The organism is Clavibacter davisi (assembly GCF_052751415.1).
This window is the reverse complement of the sequence record NZ_CP199882.1, coordinates 1,033,464-1,052,717: the sequence shown is the minus strand read 5'-3', so window position 1 is coordinate 1,052,717 and position 19,254 is coordinate 1,033,464. Positions and strand designations below refer to the sequence as shown.

Here is a 19,254-nt window from a genome sequence, read left to right as displayed (position 1 = left end):
ACCCCGACCGCGCATGCCACGATGATCCGATGACGACGCGCCTGCATCTCGCCTCCACGTCCCCCGCCCGCCTGGCCCTGCTGCGGTCGGCCGGCATCGAGCCCGTCGTCCTGCCGTCCGACGTGGACGAGCCCGCCGCCGTCGCCGCCGCGGAGGCGGATCGCGGGCCGCTCGGGCCGGAGGAGATGGTGCAGCTGCTCGCGCGCGCCAAGGCCGAGGCCGTCGTGGGCCAGCTCGTCGCGGGGGCGCCCCTGACCGGCCTCGTGCTCGGCGGCGACTCCGCGTTCGAGGTCGACGGCGTCGTGCACGGCAAGCCGCACACGGTCGAGCGCGCCACCGAGCGCTGGCGGGCGCAGCGCGGCCGAGAGGGCCGCCTCCACTCCGGGCACTGGCTGATCGAGGTGGTCGACGGCCGGATCGTCCGCGGCATCGGCCGCGCCGCGGTCGCCGACGTGCGCTTCCGCGCCGACATCGACGACGCCGAGATCGACGCCTACGTCGCCACCGGCGAGCCGCTGCTGGTGGCGGGCTCGTTCACCATCGACAGCCTCGGCGCCGCGTTCATCGAGCGGATCCAGGGCGACCCGAGCACGGTCGTCGGCCTGTCGCTCCCCACCCTGCGCGCGCTGGTGCGGGAGCTCGACGTGGCCTGGCCGGACCTCTGGAACCGCCAGGGCGCCGTCGAGGCGCGCCTGCTCGGAGCCGACCCCGTCTGATCCGGCGGGCGGGTCGGCGCCTGCGGGACGACCTCAGCCCATCCCGAGCACCTCGATGCGGTCGGCGAGATACGCCGCCAGCGGCCGGGTCTCGTGCGCGTTCGGGCCCCACTGCACGCGCAGCTCGCGTCCGCGGAGGGAGAGCGGGCCGGATCCGCGCGCGAGCGACGCGGCGTCGAGCGCGATGGGCTCCCAGTCGTAGTCGACCGCGTCGCCCTCCGCGAAGGACCGCACGGCCTGGCGCCTGGCCTCCTTGCGCGCCTCGACGCCCGAGTCGAGGCCCTGCGAGCGCGTCGGCTCGACCGCCCGGGTGATGCTGCCGGTGCGGCGCAGCGACCCGTCGGCCGACAGGAGCAGCACGCCGAGCCGCCATGCGCGGCCGACCGGGACCATCGCGGGCTGCCGCTTGATGGGGCCGAAGGAGCGCTTGGCGCGCACCTCGGCGAGCGCCTCGTCCGGGGACCGGCGGGCCTGCAACTCGGCCACCGTGCGGGCGAGGAGGTCGGCGAGGTCGGCCGCGGCGGCCCGCGCGTCGTCGTCGCCGGTGCCGGATGCGGTCATGCGTCGATCATGCCAGGGCCCGGATCGCGCACGCCGTTTGTCGACGCGCGCACCCCGACGGCCCGCATGTCTGTGGCGACCCTCCGGAGCCGGGCCGATCCCAGACCCTAGGCTGGGGTCCCATGACGCGTGTGAACAAGGTCCTGATCGCCAACCGAGGCGAGATCGCCGTCCGCATCATCCGAGCGGCGAGGGACGCGGGGATCGGCTCGGTCGCCGTCTACGCCGACCAGGACCGCGACGCGCTGCACGTCACGCTCGCCGACGAGGCCTACGCCCTCGACGGGCAGACGAGCGCGGACACCTACCTCGTCATCGCGAAGCTCCTCTCCGTCGCGCGCCGCTCGGGCGCCGACGCGGTGCACCCCGGCTACGGCTTCCTCGCCGAGAACGCCGACTTCGCGCAGCAGGTCATCGACGCGGGCCTCATCTGGATCGGCCCCTCCCCGAGCGCCATCGAGCAGCTCGGCGACAAGGTCACCGCGCGGCACGTGGCCGAGCGCGTGGGCGCGCCGCTCGCGCCCGGCACGCTGAACCCGGTCGCCGGCGCCGCCGAGGTGCTCGACTTCGTCGACGTGCACGGCCTGCCGGTCGCCATCAAGGCGGCGTTCGGCGGCGGCGGCCGCGGCCTCAAGGTCGCCCGCACCCGCGAGGAGGTGCCGGAGCTGTTCGAGTCCGCCACCCGCGAGGCCGTCGCGGCGTTCGGCCGCGGCGAGTGCTTCGTCGAGAAGTACCTCGACCGCCCGCGCCACGTCGAGACCCAGTGCCTCGCCGACAGCGCGGGCACCGTCGTCGTGATCTCGACCCGCGACTGCTCGCTCCAGCGCCGCCACCAGAAGCTCGTCGAGGAGGCGCCCGCGCCGTTCCTCACCGACGAGCAGAACGCCCAGCTCTACGCGGCGTCGAAGGCGATCCTCCGCGAGGTGGGCTACGTCGGCGCCGGCACGTGCGAGTTCCTCGTCGCGCAGGACGGCACCATCTCCTTCCTCGAGGTCAACACGCGCCTGCAGGTGGAGCACTGCGTGTCCGAGGAGGTCACCGGGATCGACCTCGTGCGCGAGCAGTTCCGCATCGCCGCGGGCGGCCTCATCGACTACGACGACCCGGCGCCGCGCGGTCACTCGTTCGAGTTCCGCATCAACGGCGAGGACCCGGGCCGCGGCTTCTTCCCCGCGCCCGGCCCCGTGCACGTGTTCCAGGCTCCCGGCGGCCCCGGCGTGCGCGTCGACTCCGGCGTCCGCGCGGGCGACGAGATCTCCGGCGCCTTCGACTCGCTGCTCGCGAAGCTCATCGTCACGGGATCCAGCCGCGAGGACGCCCTCGAGCGCTCGCGTCGAGCGCTCGACGAGTTCGAGGTGCAGGGCCTGCCGACCGTGCTCCCCTTCCACCGTGCGATCGTGCGCGACCCCGCGTTCGCCCCCGCGGACGGGGCTCCGTTCTCCGTCTACACCCGGTGGATCGAGACCGACTTCGACAACACCATCGAGCCGTGGTCCGGCGCGCTGGCGGACGCCGCCGAGGCGCCCGCGCGGCACACCGTCGTGGTCGAGGTCGGCGGCAAGCGCATCGAGGTGAGCCTCCCCGAGGACCTCGCGCCCGCCGCGGGCGCGTCCTCGTCCCGTCGCGCTGCCGCAGCCCCCGCCCGGCGCAAGCAGGCCGGCGCGGTCGACACCTCGGGCGGCGGATCCGTCACCTCGCCCATGCAGGCCACCGTCGTCAAGCTCGCCGTCGAGGAGGGCCAGCAGGTCGTCAAGGGCGACCTCCTCGTGGTGCTCGAGGCCATGAAGATGGAGCAGCCGCTCACGGCGCACCGGGACGGCGCCGTCACCGGCCTCGCGGCCGAGGTCGGCCAGACCGTCCCGTCGGGGCACCGCCTGCTCGACATCGTCTGATCCCGCCGCGCGCGACGACGGCCGGTCCCCTCGGGGGCCGGCCGTCGTCGCATGTGGGCCGCGCGGCGCGGCCGGAGGCTCAGAGCACGATGTGCATCGCCCGCGCCGCGTCGGAGATGCTCCCCGACAGCGACGGGTAGACCGTGAACGCGCGGGCCACGTCGTCGACCGTGAGCCGGTGCTCCACGGCGAGCGCGAGCGGGAAGATCAGCTCGCTCGCCTTGGGTGCCACGATGACGCCGCCGATGACCGTGCCGGAGCCGGTGCGCGCGAACAGCTTCACGAAGCCGTCCTTCACGTTCTGCATCTTCGCGCGGGGGTTCGAGGCGAGCGGCAGCTTGTAGATGTCGCCCTGCGCGAGCCCCTCCTCGATCTGCTTCTGCGACCAGCCGACCGTGGCGATCTCCGGCTGCGTGAAGATGTTCGACGTCACGTTGCGGAGCTCCGTGGGGCTGACCGCGTCGCCCATGGCGTGGTAGACCGCCGTGCGCCCCTGCATCGCCGCCACCGAGGCCAGCGGCAGGAACGTCGTGCAGTCGCCCGCGGCGTACACGCTCGGCACCGAGGTGCGCGCGACGCGGTTCACGCGGATGTGGCCGGAGTCGCTCATCTGCACGCCCGCCTCCTCGAGGCCGATCCCTGCGGTGTTGGGCACGGATCCGACCGCCATGAGGCAGTGGCTGCCCTCCACGACGCGGCCGTCGGAGAGCGTCGCGACGACGCGGTCGCCGTCGCGGACGACCGACTCGGCGCGGGACTTCGACAGCACGGTCATGCCGTTGCGCGTGAAGACGTCCTCGATGACGCGGGCGGCGTCGGCGTCCTCGCCGGGCAGCACCTGGTCGCGGGAGGAGATGAGCGTGACCTTGGCGCCGAGCGCCGTGTAGGCCGAGGCGAACTCGGCGCCCGTGACGCCGGATCCCACGACGATGAGGTGCTCGGGCACGCACTCCATCGTGTAGAGCTGGGTCCAGGTGAGGATCCGCTCGCCGTCGGGCCTGGCCGTCGGGAGGATGCGCGGGCTCGCGCCGGTGGAGATGACGGTCGTGTCCGCATCGATCTCGTCGAAGTCGGTGCCCGCGCCCCCGCGCCCCGTGGAGACGATGATGCGGTTCGGCCCGTCGAGGCGGCCCTCGCCCTGCACGATGCGGACACCCGCGCGGATGAGGCTCGACTTCATGTCCTCGGACTGCTGGCGCGCGAGGCGGAGGAGCCGGTCGTTGACGGCCTGCAGGTTGACGGCGACCTCGGGCCGCACGGGCCGGCGGGTCTGCTCGCCGCGGGAGAAGAACTGGACGCCCAGGTCGGCGGCCTCGCCGAGCGCGTTGGTGGCCTCCGCGGTCGCGATGAGGGTCTTCGAGGGGACGACGTCGGTAATCACGGCGGAGCCGCCCACGCCCACGCGCTCCACGAGCGTGACCTCGGCGCCGAGCTGGGCTCCGGCGATGGCGGCCTCGTATCCGCCCGGGCCCCCTCCGAGAATGGCGATCCTCTGGTTGGCCTCGAACTCGTATCCCATGCGCACATCATCCCGCAGGCCCCGGCCCCGCGCGAACCCGTCACCCGGCCCTCCCGCGTCGCCGCCGATGCCGCCCGGGGCGCGGGTCCACGCGCATTTAGGATCGGGGCATGACCTACAGCAACCCCCTCGAGTCTCCCGACGCCGACCCCCAGGAGATCGCGCGGCAGGCGGCCCGGCAGATCGCCGAGCTCACGGGCGTCGAGCGCCACGACATCGCCCTCACCCTCGGCAGCGGATGGGGGCGCGCGGCGGACCTCATCGGCGAGACCACCGCCACGATCCCGGCCACCGAGGTCGTCGGGTTCTCGAAGCCCGCGCTCGAGGGCCACGTCGGCTCGCTCCGCAGCGTCCTGCTGCCGTCCGGCCGCCGCGCCCTCGTCATCGGCGCGCGCACGCACTACTACGAGGGCCACGGCGTCCGCCGGGTCGTGCACAGCGTCCGCACCGCGGCGGCGACCGGCGCGACCACCATGATCCTCACCAACGGCGCCGGAGGCATCAAGCGGCACTGGACGCCCGGCACCCCCGTGCTCATCAGCGACCACATCAACCTCACCGCCGACTCGCCGCTCGAGGGCGCGACGTTCGTCGACCTCACCGACCTCTACTCGGCCCGCCTCCGCGCGATCGCGCACGAGGTGGAGCCCGACCTCGACGAGGGCGTCTACTGCCAGTTCCGCGGCCCGCACTACGAGACGCCCGCCGAGGTGCGCATGGCGGAGGCGATCGGCGGGCACATCGTCGGCATGTCCACCGCGCTCGAGGCCATCGCCGCGCGCGAGGCCGGCATGGAGGTGCTCGGCATGTCGCTCATCACGAACCTCGCCGCCGGCATCCAGGAGACGCCGCTCAGCCACGAGGAGGTCATCGAGGCCGGACGCGCCGCCGAGGGCCGCATCGGCGGGATGCTCGCCCGCATCGTGGGCGCCCTGTGAGCCGGGAGGAGACGCAGGCGCTCGTCGCCGCCGCGCGGGCGTGGCAGGCGCAGGACCCGGATCCCGTCACCCGCGCCGAGGTCGACGCGCTCCTCGCGCGCGTGGCCGGCACCGCGACCGACGCGTCCGCGTCCGACCGCGAGCAGGCCTCCGCCGAGCTGCGCGATCGCTTCCAGACGCGGCTCCAGTTCGGCACCGCGGGCCTCCGCGGCGAGCTGGGCGCCGGCCCGAACCGCATGAACCGCGTGCTCGTGGCGCAGGCCGCCGCGGGCTTCGCCGACTACCTCCGCAGCCGCAGCCCCCGGCCGAGCATCGTCGTCGGCTACGACGGGCGGCACAACTCCCGCGTGTTCGCGGAGGACACCGCGCGGATCATGGCGGGCGCCGGCGTCCGCACCGTGCTGCTCCCCCGCGCGCTGCCGACGCCGCTCCTCGCCTACGCCGTGAAGCACCTCGCGGTGAGCGCCGGCGTCATGGTGACGGCCTCGCACAACCCGGCGCGCGACAACGGCTACAAGGTCTACCTCGGCGACGAGGACCACGGGGCGCAGATCGTCAGCCCCGCCGACCGCGACATCGCCGCCTTCATCCACAAGGCCGCGGGCGAGCGGACGGTGCAGCAGCTGCCCGTCGCCGACGACTACGAGATCGCGCCCGAGTCGCTCGTCGACTCCTACGTGCGCGAGGTCGCCGACCTCTTCGCCGCGCCGCTCGCGCCGCTCACCTGGGTGTACACGCCGCTGCACGGCGTCGGGTGGGAGACCGCGGCGCGCGTGTTCGACGCGGTCGGGGTCGACCGGCCGATCGTCGTGGCCGCGCAGGCGGATCCCGACCCCGACTTCCCGACCGTGGCGTTCCCGAACCCGGAGGAGCCGGGTGCGCTCGACCTCGCGTTCCAGGCGGCCGTCGCCGCGGACGCCGAGCTCATCATCGCCAACGACCCCGACGCCGACCGCCTGGCCGTCGCCATCGCGGACGAGCACGGCGCCTGGCGGCGGCTGTCCGGCAACGAGGTCGGCATGCTCCTCGGCCTCGGCATCGCCGAGCGCTACACGGCCGACGGCAACACGGGCACGTTCGCGTCGAGCCTCGTCTCCTCCCCCGCGCTCGAGGTCGTCGCCCGCGAGCTCGGCTTCGGCTACCGCGAGACGCTCACGGGCTTCAAGTGGATCTCGCGCGCCCCCGACATCGTCTACGGCTACGAGGAGGCGCTCGGGTACCTCGTGGCCCCGTGGATCACGAGCGACAAGGACGGCATCTCGGCCGCCGTCGCCGTGCTGCACGGCGTGCTGCTGCTGAAGTCCCGCGGGCAGACCATCGACGACTACGACCGCGAGTTCGCGGAGCGCTTCGGCTCGTTCGCGAGCGACCAGATCTCGGTGCGCGTCACCGACCTCGCGGTCATCCCGCGCATCATGGCGAAGCTGCGCCAGGACCCGCCGACCCGGATCGGCTCGCGCGCGGTCGAGCGCATGGACGACCTGGTCGACGGCTTCGGCGACCTCCCCCCGAGCGACGTGCTCCGCTTCCACCTGGGGGACGGCGCCCGGCTCATCGTGCGCCCGAGCGGCACCGAGCCGAAGGTGAAGGTCTACCTCGACGCCCAGAGCACCGAGGGCACCGTGGCGGAGCGGCGGGACGCGGCGCGCGCGATCATCGCCGACCTCGCCGAGGCCGTCCCGCACCTGCTCGAGGTCTGAGGCGGCGGATCCGCGGGCCGCTCGAGCGGCCCGCGGGTCGTCGTCTCCCGTTCACTGGTAGTGGCGCTATCAGTGCGCTAGCCTCGCGGCATGCGCATCACCGAGCTCGCCGCCGCCACGGGCGTCCCCGCGGCCACCGTCAAGTACTACGTCCGCGAGGGCCTGCTGCCGGCGGGCACGCGCGTGAGCGACAACCGCACCGACTACGACGACGAGCACGCGCGCCGGGTGCGACTGATCCGCGCCCTCATCGACGTCGGGCGGCTCCCCGTCGCCCGCGCCCGCGAGGTCCTCGCCGTGCTCGACGACGACGACCGCCGCGTGCAGGACGTCTTCGCGGTCGCGCAGGATGCGCTGACCCACGGCCCGCCGCCGGCGGACGCGCCCGCGCCCGACGCGCTCGCCCGGATCGACGCGGTCACGGAGGAGGCCGGCTGGTGCGTCCTCGACGGGCACGCCGGCCGCGCCCAGGCGGCGCGGGCGGTGGACGCCTTCGCCCGCTCCGGGCATCCGATGGAGGACGGCTACCTGGCGCGCTACGCGGAGGCCGCGGGGGTGCAGGCCGAGGCGGACCTCGCCGCCGTGCGCGCCCGGCCCGACCGCACCGCGATGGCCGAGCTCATGGTCGTCGGCACCGTGCTGGGAGACGAGCTGGCCGCCGGGCTCCGGCGCATCGCGCAGGCGACCGTCGCGATGCCGGCGGGGGCCGCGTCGTGATCCGCCGCGCCGTCGGGTGGCACCGGCCGCTCATGACGGTGGCCGCGCTCATGGTCGTGGTCGCCGCCGTCTGCGTCGTGGGACGCGTGGTCGACGACCGCCTCGTGGCGGGCGCGCCCGTCTGGGACAAGCCCGCCAAGTTCGCGCTATCGATCCTCGTCTACGCCGTGTCCTGGGCCTGGCTCATCGCGCACCTCCCCCGCTTCCGGCGGCCCGCGCACGTGCTCGGCACGGTGGTCGCGGTCGCGCTCGTCGTCGAGCAGGCGGTCATCGTGGGCGCGGCGGCCGCCGGGACGACGAGCCACTTCAACATCGCGACGCCGCTCGCGACCGTGCTCTGGGGCGTCATGGCCACGTCGATCACCGTGCTGTACCTCTGCACGTTCGTCACGAGCATCGCGGTCCTGCGGCTCCGGCTGCCCGACCCGGCGCTCACGCTCGGGATCCGCGCCGGCGCGCTCATCGCGCTCGTGGGCATCGGCCTCGCGTACCTCATGACCTCGCCGACCGCCGCCCAGCTCGCCGACTTCCACGGCGTGGCCGGAGCGCACGCGGTGGGCGCGGCGGACGGCGGTCCCGGGCTCCCCGTGCTCGGCTGGAGCACGACGGCAGGCGATCTGAGGATCCCGCACTTCATCGGCATGCACGCGCTCCAGCTGCTGCCGGTGGCGGCGCTGCTGCTCGGGCTGGCGGGGCGGCGGATCCCGGCGCTCGCGCCCGACCGCGTACGCGTGCGGCTGACGGCGATCGCGGCGGTCGCGTACCTCGCGGTGGTCGCGCTCGTCACCGCGCAGGCGCTCGCGGGGCAGCCGATCACCGCGCCGTCGCCCGCGGTGCTCGCGGCCGGCGCGGGGATCGCCGGGATGTCGCTCCTGGCGGCCGGGATCGCGATCGCGCGCGGGGGCGCGGCTCCCCCGGCGACGGCCGGTCGGGCGACGGCTCCGACCCCGACGGATCGGCAGGGCGCGGATCAGCCGAGCGCGGCGTCGAGCTTGGCGGAGATCTCCTCCAGGTCGAAGTAGTTCTCGATGACGACGATGTCGGCGTAGGTCGGGCCGATCCGGTCGACGAGCTCGGGCGACGTGAGGATGACCTGCGCGTCCTCGCCGATCGTCGCGACGCTCGCGAGGTCGGCCGCCGTGACGTCCGCCTCGATGCCGAGGCGCGCGAGGGCCCGCTCGGCGTTCACCTTGAGGATCCCGGACGTGCCGATCCCCACCCCGCAGATCGCGACGACCTTCATGCGTCCTCCTCGCCGGCCATGACGCGCCGGACCTCCTCGACCGTGGTGGCCGCGCGCAGCCGCGGGATCGCGGTGGCGTCGTTGAAGATGTTGGCCATGTCCGCGACCGACGTGACGTGCCGGTCGACCGTGGTGACCGCGAGCCCGACGATGACGTCGACGGGGTCGTTGTGGGCGTGCCCGAACGACACCGGCTCTCGCAGCGTGACGACCGCGAGGCCGTCCGCGAGGGTCTCCGGGCCCGGCCGCGCGTGCGCCAGGGCGAGGCCGGGCGCGATGACGACGTAGGCGCCGAACTCCTCGATGACCCGGATCATGGCGTCGGCGTAGTCGGACGTGGCCGAGCCCGAGCGCACCAGCGCGTCGCCCGCGAGGCGCACGGCGGCGCGCCAGTCGGCGGCCTCGGCGCGGAGCGTGACGGCGTCGTCCGGGAGCGGTGGGAGCACGTGCGGCCTCTCTGGTGCGGGCGGGCGATGACGGGCCGACGGCCCCGGGCTACAGGCGGGCGAACCCGTCGGAGACGATGTCGGCGAGCGCCTCGCGCTCCTCCAGCGGGAGGAAGGCCGCGGCCGCCGCGTTGAGCTGGAACACCTCGTGGTCGTCGAGGTCGTAGGCGAACGCGTCCGTGAGGAGCGCGAGCTCGCGGCTGATGCTCGTGCCGCTCATGAGGCGGTTGTCGGGGTTCACCGTGACGGCGAAGCCGAGCTGGTAGAGCAGGTCGAACGGGTGGTCGACCATCTGGTCGCCCCACGCCTCGATGGCGCCGGTCTGCAGGTTCGACGACGGGCTGAGCTCGAGCGGGATGCCGCGGTCCTTCACCCACTGCGCGAGCGTGCCGAGCGTGACGAAGACGTCCTCGCCCTCCTCGCTGTCGATCTCGATGTCCTCGGCGATGCGCACGCCGTGGCCGAGGCGGAGCGCCCGGCCGTCGAGCAGCGCGCCTCGGATGGACTCGAGGCCGTCGGCCTCGCCCGCGTGGATGGTGCGGGGCATCCACTCCCGCGCGAGCAGGTCGAACGCGCCCTGCAGGCGGGACGGCGGGAAGCCCGCCTCGGGTCCGGCGATGTCGAACCCGACGACGCCGCGGTCGCGGTGGCGGACGGCGAGCTCGGCGATCTCGGTGCCGCGGTCGAGGTGGCGCATGGCGCTCACGAGCTGGCCGACGCGGATGGAGCCGCCCGCCGCCTCGACGCCCTCCTCGATGCCCGCCTGCACGGCCTCGACGACCGCGTCGAGCGAGAGGCCCGTGGTGAGGTGCTGCTCGGGTGCCCAGCGGATCTCGCCGTAGACGACGCCGTCCTCCGCGAGGTCCTCGACGAACTCGCGCGCGACGCGGGCGAGGTTCTCCTCGGTCTGCATGACCGCGATGGTGACGTCGAACGTCTTCAGGTAGTCGACGAGGGATCCGGAGTCGGCGCTGGTGCGGAACCACTCGCCGAGCGCGTCCGCGCCCGTCGCGGGCAGCTCGAGGCCGATCTGGTCGGCGATGTCGACGATCGTGGCGGGGCGGAGGCCGCCGTCGAGGTGGTCGTGAAGGGAGACCTTGGGGAGGTCGCGGTACGACCCTCCGCCGGGCAGCGTGGAGTCCTCGGGAGCGATCGTCATGGGACGAATCTACTAGCCTCGACGAGGCCCGCGACGAGGCCGTGAGCACACTCATCATCGGGGCGCGAGGCATCGTGCCGCCCGAGCAGCCGGAGGACCCCGTGCCCGTCAAGATCCTGATCGACTGCGACCCCGGGCACGACGACGCGCTCGCGCTCATGCTCGCGCACGGGAGCCCCGAGGTGGAGCTCGTCGGCATCACCACCGTCGCCGGCAACCAGACGCTGGACAAGGTGACGCGCAACGCGCTCGCGGTCGCGACCGTCGCCGGGATCCGCGGCGTTCCCGTCGCCGCCGGCTGCGCGCGCCCGCTCGTGCGCCCCGTGATGACGGCGCCGGAGATCCATGGCGAGACCGGGCTCGACGGGCCCGAGCTGCCGGAGCCGACCGTGGCGCTCGACCCGCGGCACGCGGTGGACCTCATCATCGAGACCGTCATGGCGCACGCGCCCGGCGAGATCACGCTCGTGCCGCTGGGCGCGCTCACCAACATCGCCCTGGCCGTGCGGCGCGAGCCGCGCATCGTCGAGCGCGTGAAGGAGGTGGTGCTGATGGGCGGCGGCTACCACCACGGCAACCGCACGGCCGTGGCGGAGTTCAACGTCGCGGTCGACCCGGAGGCCGCGCACATCGTCTTCGGCGAGGCGTGGCCCGTGACGATGGTCGGACTCGACCTCACGTACCAGGCGACGGCGACCCCGGAGGTCATGGCGCGCATCGCGGCCCTCGGCACGCCGGCCGCGCGCTTCGTCGTCGACTCGATGGAGTCGTACGGTCGCGCGTACCACGACCGGCAGGACTTCCCGAGCCCGCCCGTGCACGACCCGTGCGCCGTCGCGCGCGTCATCGACCCGCGGATCGTCTCGGTGCGGCGCGCGCCGATCTCGGTGGAGCTCACGGGCACGCACACGACGGGCATGACGGTGGCGGACCTCCGGCGCCCCGCGCCCGCGGACTGCACGACGCAGGTGGCGGTCGACCTCGACCACGCCGCGTTCTGGGACGTGGTGGTGGACGCGCTGGAGCGCATCGGCTGAGGCCGGGGCAGCCTGGCCCGGACTGGGTCGCGGCACGGCGACCGGCCGGCCCCGGGTCAGCCCTCGGCGGTGATGCGCTCCCGCACGAGCGGGCCGCGGGCGACGAACTCGTCCGGGTCGCCGACGCGGTAGGCGCCCTCGAGCGACTCGAGCGCCCGGGCGAACCGCTCCGGCTCGTCGGCGGACAGGGTGAACAGCGGATCGCCACGGCGGACGCGGTCCCCCGGCTTCGCGTGCAGGTCGACGCCCGCGGCGTGCTGGACGGCGTCGCCCTGGCGCGCGCGTCCGGCGCCGAGGCGCCAGGCGGCGATGCCGAACGGGAGCGCGTCCTGCCGCACGAGCACGCCGTCGCGCTCCGCGGTCACGACGTGCGTCTCGCGCGCGACGGGCAGCGCGGCGTCCGGATCCCCGCCCTGCGCGCGCACGGTCGCGCGCCACGAGTCCATGGCGCGACCGTCGCGGAGGGCCTCCTCGACGTCGGCGTCCGGGATCCCGACCGCGGCGAGCATCTCCCGCGCGAGCGCGACCGTGAGCTCCACGACGTCGGCCGGACCGCCGCCCGCGAGCACCTCGACGGACTCGCGCACCTCGTTGGCGTTGCCGATGGCGAGGCCGAGCGGCACGTCCATGTCGGTGAGGAGCGCGGTCGTGCGCACCCCCGCGTCCGTGCCGAGCTCGACCATGGTGCGTGCGAGCTCGCGCGACCGGTCGATGTCGGTCATGAAGGCGCCGCCGCCGAACTTCACGTCGAGCACGAGGGCGCCCGTGCCCTCCGCGATCTTCTTGCTCATGATGCTGGACGCGATGAGCGGGATCGCCTCGACCGTGCCCGTGGTGTCGCGGAGCGCGTAGAGCCGCTTGTCCGCGGGGGCGAGCCCGCTGCCGGCCGCGCAGACCACGCCGCCGTGATCCTTCATCTGCTGCACCATCTCCTCGGTGGAGAGGTCGGCGCGCCAGCCCGGGATCGACTCGAGCTTGTCGAGCGTGCCGCCCGTGTGGCCGAGTCCGCGGCCGGAGAGCTGCGGCACGGCGACGCCGTAGGAGGCGACCAGCGGCATGAGCGGGAGGGTGATCTTGTCGCCCACGCCGCCCGTGGAGTGCTTGTCGACCGTGGGCTTGCCGAGCCCCGAGAAGTCGAGCGTCTCGCCGCTCGCGATCATGGCGAGGGTGAGGTCGCGGATCTCCGCGCGGTCCATGCCGCGGAGCAGGATCGCCATCGCGAGCGCGGCCATCTGCTCGTCCGCCACGTAGCGGTCGGTGTAGGCCGCGACCAGCCAGTCGATCTCGGCGGTCGAGAGCCGGCCGCCGTCGCGCTTGGCGCGGATCAGGTCGACGACGTCGAACGCGGCGCTCACGACCGGCTCCCGTAGGCGTCCAAGGTGCTCGGCCCGAAGGCGTCGGGCAGCACCTCGTCGATCGTGCGGATGCCCGAGACGGTCTCCAGCAGCATGCCCGGCACCGCGTGCTCGAACAGCAGCTGCCGGCAGCGCCCGCACGGCATGAGGATGTTGCCGTCGCCGTCCACGCACGTGAAGGCGACGAGCTGGCCGCCGCCCGTGAGGTGCAGCACGGAGACGAGCGCGCACTCGGCGCAGAGGGTGAGGCCGTAGGACGCGTTCTCCACGTTGCAGCCCGTGATGACCCGGCCGTCGGTCGCGATGGCGGCCACGCCCACGGGGAACCCCGAGTACGGGACGTACGCCCGGCCCATGGCCTCGTGCGCCGCCTCGCGGAGCGAGCCCCAGTCGATGCCGCCCGACTCCACGGGCTCCGCGCCGCTCACGACTTCACGTAGGGCTTGCCGGCCGCGGCGGGGCCGCGCACCTGCCCCACGAGTCCGGCGACCGCGGCGATGGTCACGACGTACGGCAGCATCAGCATGAACTCGCTCGGCACGGGCGACCCGATGACGCCGAGGACGTTCTGCAGGTTGCTCGCGAAGCCGAACAGGAGGGCCGCGAGCGTGGCGCGCAGCGGATCCCACCGGCCGAAGATGACGGCGGCCAGCGCGATGAAGCCCGCGCCGGCGGTCATCTCCTTGTTGAACGCGCCCACGGAGCCGAGCGTGAAGAACGCGCCGCCGAGACCCGCGATGGCCCCCGCGAGGGACACGTTCCAGAACCGGGTGCGCGCGACCTTGATGCCCACGGTGTCGGCCGCCTGCGGGTGCTCGCCCACCGCGCGGAGGCGCAGGCCCCAGCGGGTGTGGAACAGGCAGTACCAGACGAGGAAGACGGCCACGTACATGAGGTAGACGATGATCGTCTGCCGGAACAGCACCGGGCCGATGATGGGGATCTGGCCGAGCAGCGGGATGTCGATCCGGTCGAACCGCGGCGGCGAGTTGAGCCGCTCGGGGTCGGCCGAGAGCACCTGCGAGAACAGGAAGCTCGTGAGGCCGGTGACGAGCACGTTGAGCACCACGCCGACGATCACCTGGTCGACCAGGTACTTGATCGCGAAGGCCGCGAGCACGAACGACACCAGCATGCCGGCCACCATCGCCGAGGCGAGGCCGATGAGCGGCTGGCCCGTGATCGACGCCACGACCGCCGAGACGAAGGCGCCGGCGAGCAGCTGGCCCTCGATGGCGACGTTGACGACGCCGACGCGCTCCGAGAGCACGCCGCCGAGCGCGCCGAAGATGAGCGGCACCGACAGCGCGACCGTGCCCACGAGGAGCCCGGGCACGGGGATCGTCTGGCCGGCGGACGCCCAGGTGAGGAACGCCACGAGGAACAGCACGGCGAAGACGGCCGTGAGCCACAGCGGCACCTTCGCCGCGCGGCGCACCAGCAGGGCCGCGACGACCGTGAGCGCCGCGAGGGCGACGGTCACGACCACGCCGGTCGCGGCGGTCGGCAGCACGACCGAGGCGAGCTGGATGAGGTCCGTCCCCGTCGAGAGGCCGAACGTGCTCGAGCCCTCCCGGCCGAGGAGCACGAAGAGGACCAGGGAGATGAGCGTGAAGATCCCGAATGCGACGGGGGCCTTCCAGCTGGTCGCCACGGAGCGCTCGAGGGCCGCGGCAGCCGGATCCTGGGGCGCGGGCGTCGGGGCGGGGGTGGTGGGGGTCGTCGCGGTCACGATGCCGTCGCCGCCTTCCGGATCCGGGTGGTGCGACGCGCCTGGCCCGGCGCGGGGAGGCGGAAGACCGCCCGCACGAGCGGGGGCGCCGCGATGAACAGGACGATGAGCGACTGGACGACCACGACGATGTCGATGGGCACGCCCTCGGCCGCCTGCATCGAGAAGCCGCCGGCCTTGAACGCGCCGAACAGGATCCCGGCGACGAAGACGCCCCAGGGCCGGCTGCGGCCGAGCAGCGCCACCGTGATGGCGTCGAAGCCGATGCCCGCGTCGATCCCCGAGCTGAAGCCCGTGGTGACGGTGCCGAGCACCTGGCTCGCCCCGGCGAGGCCCGCGAGCCCGCCGGAGATGAGCATGGCGTAGAGGTAGGAGTTCTTCACGTCGATGCCCGCGACCCGGGCCGCGCTCGGGTTCTCGCCCACCGCGCGGAAGCGGAATCCGAGGCCGGAGCGGTTGAGCAGGTACCAGACCAGCACCGTCGCGAGGACGACCACGAGGAAGCCCGCGTGCAGCGAGTAGCCGTCGCCGAGGAGGGCGGGGAAGACCGCGCTGTCCTTCATGCCCGGGGTCTTCGGGTTGTTCGACCCGGGCGCCTGGAGGAGGCCCGGGGTCCGCAGCAGGTAGGAGAGGAGGTAGAAGGCGACGTAGTTGAGCATGATCGTGACGATCACCTCGTGCGCGCCCGTGCGCGCCTTGAGGAGCCCGACGATCCCGCCCCAGAGCGCGCCGCCGAGGATGCCCGCGCCCACCGCGAGCACGAGGTGCAGCGCGGGCGGCATGTCGAAGCTGAAGCCGACCCAGCCGGCGCACGCCGCGGCGATGAGCATCTGGCCGCGCGCGCCGATGTTGAACAGGCCCACGCGGAACGCGAGCGCGACGCCGAGTCCGGCCGCGATGAGCGGGGTGGCGAAGGTCAGCGTCTCCGTGAGCGGCTTGATGCCGTTCGCGAAGCCCGGGCGGCGGAAGTTGTAGATCGAGCCCTGGAAGAGCGCGGAGTACGCGCCCGACGCGGCGTCCCACGCCGCGCTCAGCGTGTCGGTGGGACGCTGGAAGAAGTAGCCGGCGGCCTTCTGCGTCGCCTCGTCGGTGACGGCGATGAGCAGCGCGCCGACGAGGAGCGACAGCACGACCGCGAGCACGGACAGCAGCGCGCTGCCCGACGCGATCTCGCGGAGCACCTGGCCGGCGCGCGAGCCCTCCGCCTCGGGCGCGGGGCCGTCGGCGGGGGCGGGCGCATCCACGGCCGCGACGCCCGCGGGCGCCTCCGCGCGCGTGGGGTCGCCCACCGATCCGGCCTCGCGACCGGACGCGGGCAGCTGTCCGGCGGACGGGTCCGCGGGGCCCTGGCCCTCGGGACGAGTGGTGTCGTCGGTCATGCGGTGCGCCCTCCGGCGGTCGTGGGGGTGGTGGCGGATGCGGGGACCTCGCCGGCCATCATGAGGCCGAGCACGTCGCGCGGGGTGTCGCCCGGGACGATGCCGACGATGCCGCCGCGGTACATCACGGCGATGCGGTCGGCCAGCGCCGCGACCTCGTCGAGCTCCGTGGAGACGACGATGACGGGCAGGCCCCGGTCGCGCGTCTCGATGACGCGCGTGTGGACGAACTCGATGGAGCCGACGTCGAGGCCGCGCGTGGGCTGCGCGGCGACGAGGAGCCGCAGCTCCCGGCTGAGCTCGCGGGCGAGCACGACCTTCTGCGCGTTGCCGCCGGAGAGCCGTCCGACGTGCGTGTCGATGCCCTGCGTGCGGATGTCGAACTCGCGCACGCGGTCGCGCGCGAAGGAGTCGAGGTAGGCGAGCTTCAGGGATCCGGCCACCACGAACGGCGGGCTGTCGGACCGGTCGAGCATGAGGTTCTCGGCGATGGTGAACTCGGGGACGAGTCCGTCCTCGTTGCGGTCCTCGGGCACGAAGCCCACGCCCGCGTCGAGCACGCGGCGCACCGAGCGGCCCGTGAGGCGCGTGCCGTCCAGGTCGATGGTGCCGGTGACGCGCGCCTGGAGGCCGAGGATCGCCTCGGTGAGCTCGGTCTGCCCGTTGCCCTGCACGCCGGCGATGGCGAGGATCTCCCCCGCGTGCACCTCGAAGCTCACGCCGTCGACGACGACCTGGCCCGCGGCGTCGACGACCGTGAGGTCGCGCACGACGAGGGCCGCGTCGCCGGGCGTCGCCGGCTCCTTGGCGACCGTGAGCGACACGCTCCGGCCGACCATGAGGGCGGCGAGCTCGGCGTTGCTCGCGGTGGGCTCGGCCTCGCCGACCACCTTGCCGAGCCGGATGACCGTGATGCGGTCCGCGACCTCGCGCACCTCGCGCAGCTTGTGGGTGATGAAGACGATGCCCGTGCCCGCGTCCCGCAGCTGCTTCATGATGACCATGAGCTCGTCGGTCTCCTGCGGCGTGAGCACGGCGGTCGGCTCGTCGAACACGAGCACCTTCGCGTCGCGCGACAGCGCCTTGATGATCTCGACGCGCTGCTGCACGCCCACGGGCAGGTCGTCGACGAGGGCGTCGGGATCCACGTCGAAGCCGAACCGGGCCGAGATCTCGCGCACCTTCGCGCGGGCCGCGGCCAGGTCGAGCCGGCCGCCGGCCTTCGTCTCCTCGTGGCCGAGCATGACGTTCTCCGCGACCGTGAACACGGGGATGAGCATGAAGTGCTGGTGCACCATGCCGATGCCGGCGGCCATCGCATCGCCGGGTCCGGCGAAGCGGGCGACGCGATCGTCGAGGAGGATGTCGCCCTCCTCCGCCTGGTACAGGCCGTAGAGCACGTTCATCAGCGTGGACTTGCCGGCGCCGTTCTCGCCGAGGAGGCAGTGGATCTCCCCGGGCTGGACCACCAGGTCGATGTGGTCGTTGGCGACCAGGGCGCCGAAGCGCTTGGTGATGCCCCGCAGTTCGAGCTTCATCGGATCAATCCGTTCGGTGGGTCGGGTGGACACGCGGCGGGGGGACCGGCGCCTGCCGATCCCCCCGCGGTGCGTTCGATGCTACTTCGTCAGCGACGAGGGCGACTCGACCGAGATCGAGCCGTCGATGATGCCGGCCTTGATCTTCTCGATCTCGCCGGACAGCTCCGACGGGACCTCGGACTCGTAGTCGTGGAACGGGGCGATGTCGACGCCGCCGTTCTCGAGGGTGCCGACATACGGGGTCGCGTCGAACTTCCCGTCCGCCGCCGTCTTCACGACGTCCTCGACGCCCGCGTCGATGCCCTTGAGCACCGAGGTGAGGAAGAGGTCCTTGAGGTCGGGCGCGCTCTCGTACGCGTCGGAGTCGACGCCCACCATGACGACCTTCTTGTCCCCGGAGTCGCGGATCGCCTGCCCCGCGCTGAGGAAGATCGGGCCGCCGACGGGCATGATGACGTCCGCGCCCTGGTCGATGAGCGTCTGCGCGCTGGTCTTCGCGGCGGGGTTCGCCTCGAACCCGCCGGTGAACGAGCCGGTCTGGCTGGCGACGTCCCAGCCGATGGCCTTGACGTCCTTGCCCTTCTGCTCGTTGTAGTACTTCACGCCGTCGACGAAGCCGTCCATGAAGATGGTGACGGTCGGGATCTGCAGTCCGCCGAAGGTGCCGACCGTGCCGGTCTTCGAGTAGGCCGCCGCCGCGTAGCCCGCGAGGAACGCGGCCTCGCTCGTGTTGAACGTGATGGGCTTCACGTTCGGGGCGTCGATGGTCGCGTCGTCGATGATCGCGTACTCGATGTCGGTGTTGGACGCCGCCGCCTCCTTGGTGGCGTCCGCCAGCAGGTAGCCCACGGTGACGATCAGGCCGCAGCCCTGATCGGCGAGGTTGGTGAGGTTCGGCGCGAAGTCGGTCTCCGCGGCCGACTCGACGGCGTTCGGCTTGACGAGCCCGAGGTCGTCCGCCGCCTTGTTGAGGCCCTCGTAGCCGAGCTGGTTGAACGACTTGTCGTCGAAGCCGCCGGAGTCGGAGACCATGCAGGTGCGCAGGTCGCTCTTCGCGGCGGCGCCCGTGCCTCCCGCGGTCGACTCGGGGGCGGCGCCGCAGCCCGCGAGGATCGCGGTGATGCCGACGGCGGCGAGACCGCCGAGGGCGGCCTTTCGGGTGGTGATGGTCACTGTGGCCTCCAGGTGCAGCCCGGGTCCCCCGGGCGATGTGCGTTCATGTTACCCATGCGCGGGAATGCTCCTGGCGCCCGGATCGGGACCGGGGGTGCAAGCGTTATCCACTCGCGACGGCCCCGAAACACCGCGGCAACACGGGT

Annotated in this window: 18 protein-coding genes; 7 read left to right on the top strand and 11 right to left on the bottom strand. The window is 73.5% G+C overall.

The window, feature by feature from the left end:
- Window positions 1-29: 29 nt before the first annotated feature.
- Complete coding sequence (locus tag ACU4ZT_RS05060) at window positions 30-716, top strand: Maf family protein (protein ID WP_414763140.1); 687 nt, start codon at window positions 30-32, stop codon at window positions 714-716.
- A 33-nt stretch (window positions 717-749) separates the two neighbouring features.
- On the opposite strand, the gene ACU4ZT_RS05055 is transcribed toward ACU4ZT_RS05060, so the two are convergent.
- Window positions 750-1,277, bottom strand: coding sequence for a hypothetical protein (locus tag ACU4ZT_RS05055; RefSeq protein WP_063071688.1), 528 nt, complete (start codon window positions 1,275-1,277; stop codon window positions 750-752).
- 122 nt (window positions 1,278-1,399) lie between these two features.
- Here ACU4ZT_RS05055 and ACU4ZT_RS05050 point away from each other — a divergent pair, with 122 nt between their 5' ends.
- Window positions 1,400-3,169 (top strand): acetyl/propionyl/methylcrotonyl-CoA carboxylase subunit alpha, encoded by a 1,770-nt coding sequence (locus tag ACU4ZT_RS05050; protein WP_063071687.1) that lies wholly within the window; start codon window positions 1,400-1,402, stop codon window positions 3,167-3,169.
- 79 nt (window positions 3,170-3,248) lie between these two features.
- Here ACU4ZT_RS05050 and ACU4ZT_RS05045 read toward each other — a convergent pair whose 3' ends face one another.
- Complete coding sequence (locus ACU4ZT_RS05045) at window positions 3,249-4,688, bottom strand: NAD(P)H-quinone dehydrogenase (protein WP_445338201.1); 1,440 nt, start codon at window positions 4,686-4,688, stop codon at window positions 3,249-3,251.
- Between the two features lie 110 nt (window positions 4,689-4,798).
- Here ACU4ZT_RS05045 and ACU4ZT_RS05040 point away from each other — a divergent pair, with 110 nt between their 5' ends.
- The 4 genes from ACU4ZT_RS05040 (at window position 4,799) to ACU4ZT_RS05025 (ending at window position 9,065) form a co-directional block, all read left to right on the top strand.
- Complete coding sequence (locus tag ACU4ZT_RS05040) at window positions 4,799-5,626, top strand: purine-nucleoside phosphorylase (RefSeq protein WP_063071685.1); 828 nt, start codon at window positions 4,799-4,801, stop codon at window positions 5,624-5,626.
- Window positions 5,623-7,326, top strand: a complete 1,704-nt coding sequence (locus ACU4ZT_RS05035) for a phospho-sugar mutase (RefSeq protein ID WP_445338199.1) — start codon at window positions 5,623-5,625, stop codon at window positions 7,324-7,326. Before ACU4ZT_RS05040 ends, ACU4ZT_RS05035 begins: the two co-directional genes overlap by 4 nt.
- A gap of 90 nt (window positions 7,327-7,416) precedes the next feature.
- Window positions 7,417-8,043, top strand: a complete 627-nt coding sequence (locus ACU4ZT_RS05030) for a MerR family transcriptional regulator (protein ID WP_270979103.1) — start codon at window positions 7,417-7,419, stop codon at window positions 8,041-8,043.
- Window positions 8,040-9,065 carry a hypothetical protein gene (locus ACU4ZT_RS05025; protein ID WP_270979102.1) on the top strand — a complete coding sequence of 342 codons (1,026 nt, stop codon included), beginning with the start codon at window positions 8,040-8,042 and terminating at the stop codon, window positions 9,063-9,065. The genes ACU4ZT_RS05030 and ACU4ZT_RS05025 overlap by 4 nt, the downstream gene beginning before the upstream one ends.
- On the opposite strand, the gene ACU4ZT_RS05020 is transcribed toward ACU4ZT_RS05025, so the two are convergent.
- From ACU4ZT_RS05020 to ACU4ZT_RS05010, 3 genes are read right to left on the bottom strand one after another with little or no spacing between them, the layout of a single operon-like run.
- Window positions 9,014-9,286 carry a PTS sugar transporter subunit IIB gene (locus ACU4ZT_RS05020; RefSeq protein WP_414748208.1) on the bottom strand — a complete coding sequence of 91 codons (273 nt, stop codon included), beginning with the start codon at window positions 9,284-9,286 and terminating at the stop codon, window positions 9,014-9,016. The two genes, ACU4ZT_RS05025 and ACU4ZT_RS05020, sit on opposite strands and share 52 nt — an antisense overlap.
- Window positions 9,283-9,732 carry a PTS sugar transporter subunit IIA gene (locus tag ACU4ZT_RS05015; protein ID WP_063071680.1) on the bottom strand — a complete coding sequence of 150 codons (450 nt, stop codon included), beginning with the start codon at window positions 9,730-9,732 and terminating at the stop codon, window positions 9,283-9,285. Before ACU4ZT_RS05015 ends, ACU4ZT_RS05020 begins: the two co-directional genes overlap by 4 nt.
- A gap of 49 nt (window positions 9,733-9,781) precedes the next feature.
- Window positions 9,782-10,891, bottom strand: a complete 1,110-nt coding sequence (locus tag ACU4ZT_RS05010; RefSeq protein ID WP_063071679.1) for an adenosine deaminase — start codon at window positions 10,889-10,891, stop codon at window positions 9,782-9,784.
- A 101-nt stretch (window positions 10,892-10,992) separates the two neighbouring features.
- Between ACU4ZT_RS05010 and uriH the strand changes: the two genes are divergently transcribed.
- Entirely contained in the window at window positions 10,993-11,928 is a 936-nt protein-coding gene (gene uriH, locus ACU4ZT_RS05005; protein ID WP_270979434.1) for a uridine-preferring nucleoside hydrolase UriH, read from the top strand.
- 56 nt (window positions 11,929-11,984) lie between these two features.
- On the opposite strand, the gene ACU4ZT_RS05000 is transcribed toward uriH, so the two are convergent.
- The 6 genes from ACU4ZT_RS05000 to ACU4ZT_RS04975 all read right to left on the bottom strand — a co-directional run bounded on the left by ACU4ZT_RS05000 (window position 11,985) and on the right by ACU4ZT_RS04975 (window position 19,108).
- On the bottom strand, window positions 11,985-13,283 hold the full coding sequence (locus tag ACU4ZT_RS05000; protein ID WP_445338196.1) for a thymidine phosphorylase: 1,299 nt from the start codon (window positions 13,281-13,283) through the stop codon (window positions 11,985-11,987).
- Window positions 13,280-13,711: a cytidine deaminase gene (locus ACU4ZT_RS04995; RefSeq protein ID WP_445338194.1), complete on the bottom strand. Its 432-nt coding sequence runs from the start codon at window positions 13,709-13,711 to the stop codon at window positions 13,280-13,282. The genes ACU4ZT_RS05000 and ACU4ZT_RS04995 overlap by 4 nt, the downstream gene beginning before the upstream one ends.
- Window positions 13,708-15,015 carry an ABC transporter permease gene (locus ACU4ZT_RS04990; protein WP_445338193.1) on the bottom strand — a complete coding sequence of 436 codons (1,308 nt, stop codon included), beginning with the start codon at window positions 15,013-15,015 and terminating at the stop codon, window positions 13,708-13,710. The genes ACU4ZT_RS04995 and ACU4ZT_RS04990 overlap by 4 nt, the downstream gene beginning before the upstream one ends.
- Complete coding sequence (locus ACU4ZT_RS04985; RefSeq protein ID WP_445338191.1) at window positions 15,012-16,394, bottom strand: ABC transporter permease; 1,383 nt, start codon at window positions 16,392-16,394, stop codon at window positions 15,012-15,014. The genes ACU4ZT_RS04990 and ACU4ZT_RS04985 overlap by 4 nt, the downstream gene beginning before the upstream one ends.
- Complete coding sequence (locus tag ACU4ZT_RS04980) at window positions 16,391-17,932, bottom strand: ABC transporter ATP-binding protein (RefSeq protein ID WP_445338189.1); 1,542 nt, start codon at window positions 17,930-17,932, stop codon at window positions 16,391-16,393. Before ACU4ZT_RS04980 ends, ACU4ZT_RS04985 begins: the two co-directional genes overlap by 4 nt.
- Window positions 17,933-18,013: 81 nt before the next feature.
- Entirely contained in the window at window positions 18,014-19,108 is a 1,095-nt protein-coding gene (locus ACU4ZT_RS04975; protein ID WP_270979095.1) for a BMP family lipoprotein, read from the bottom strand.
- Between the last annotated feature and the right edge of the window lie 146 nt (window positions 19,109-19,254).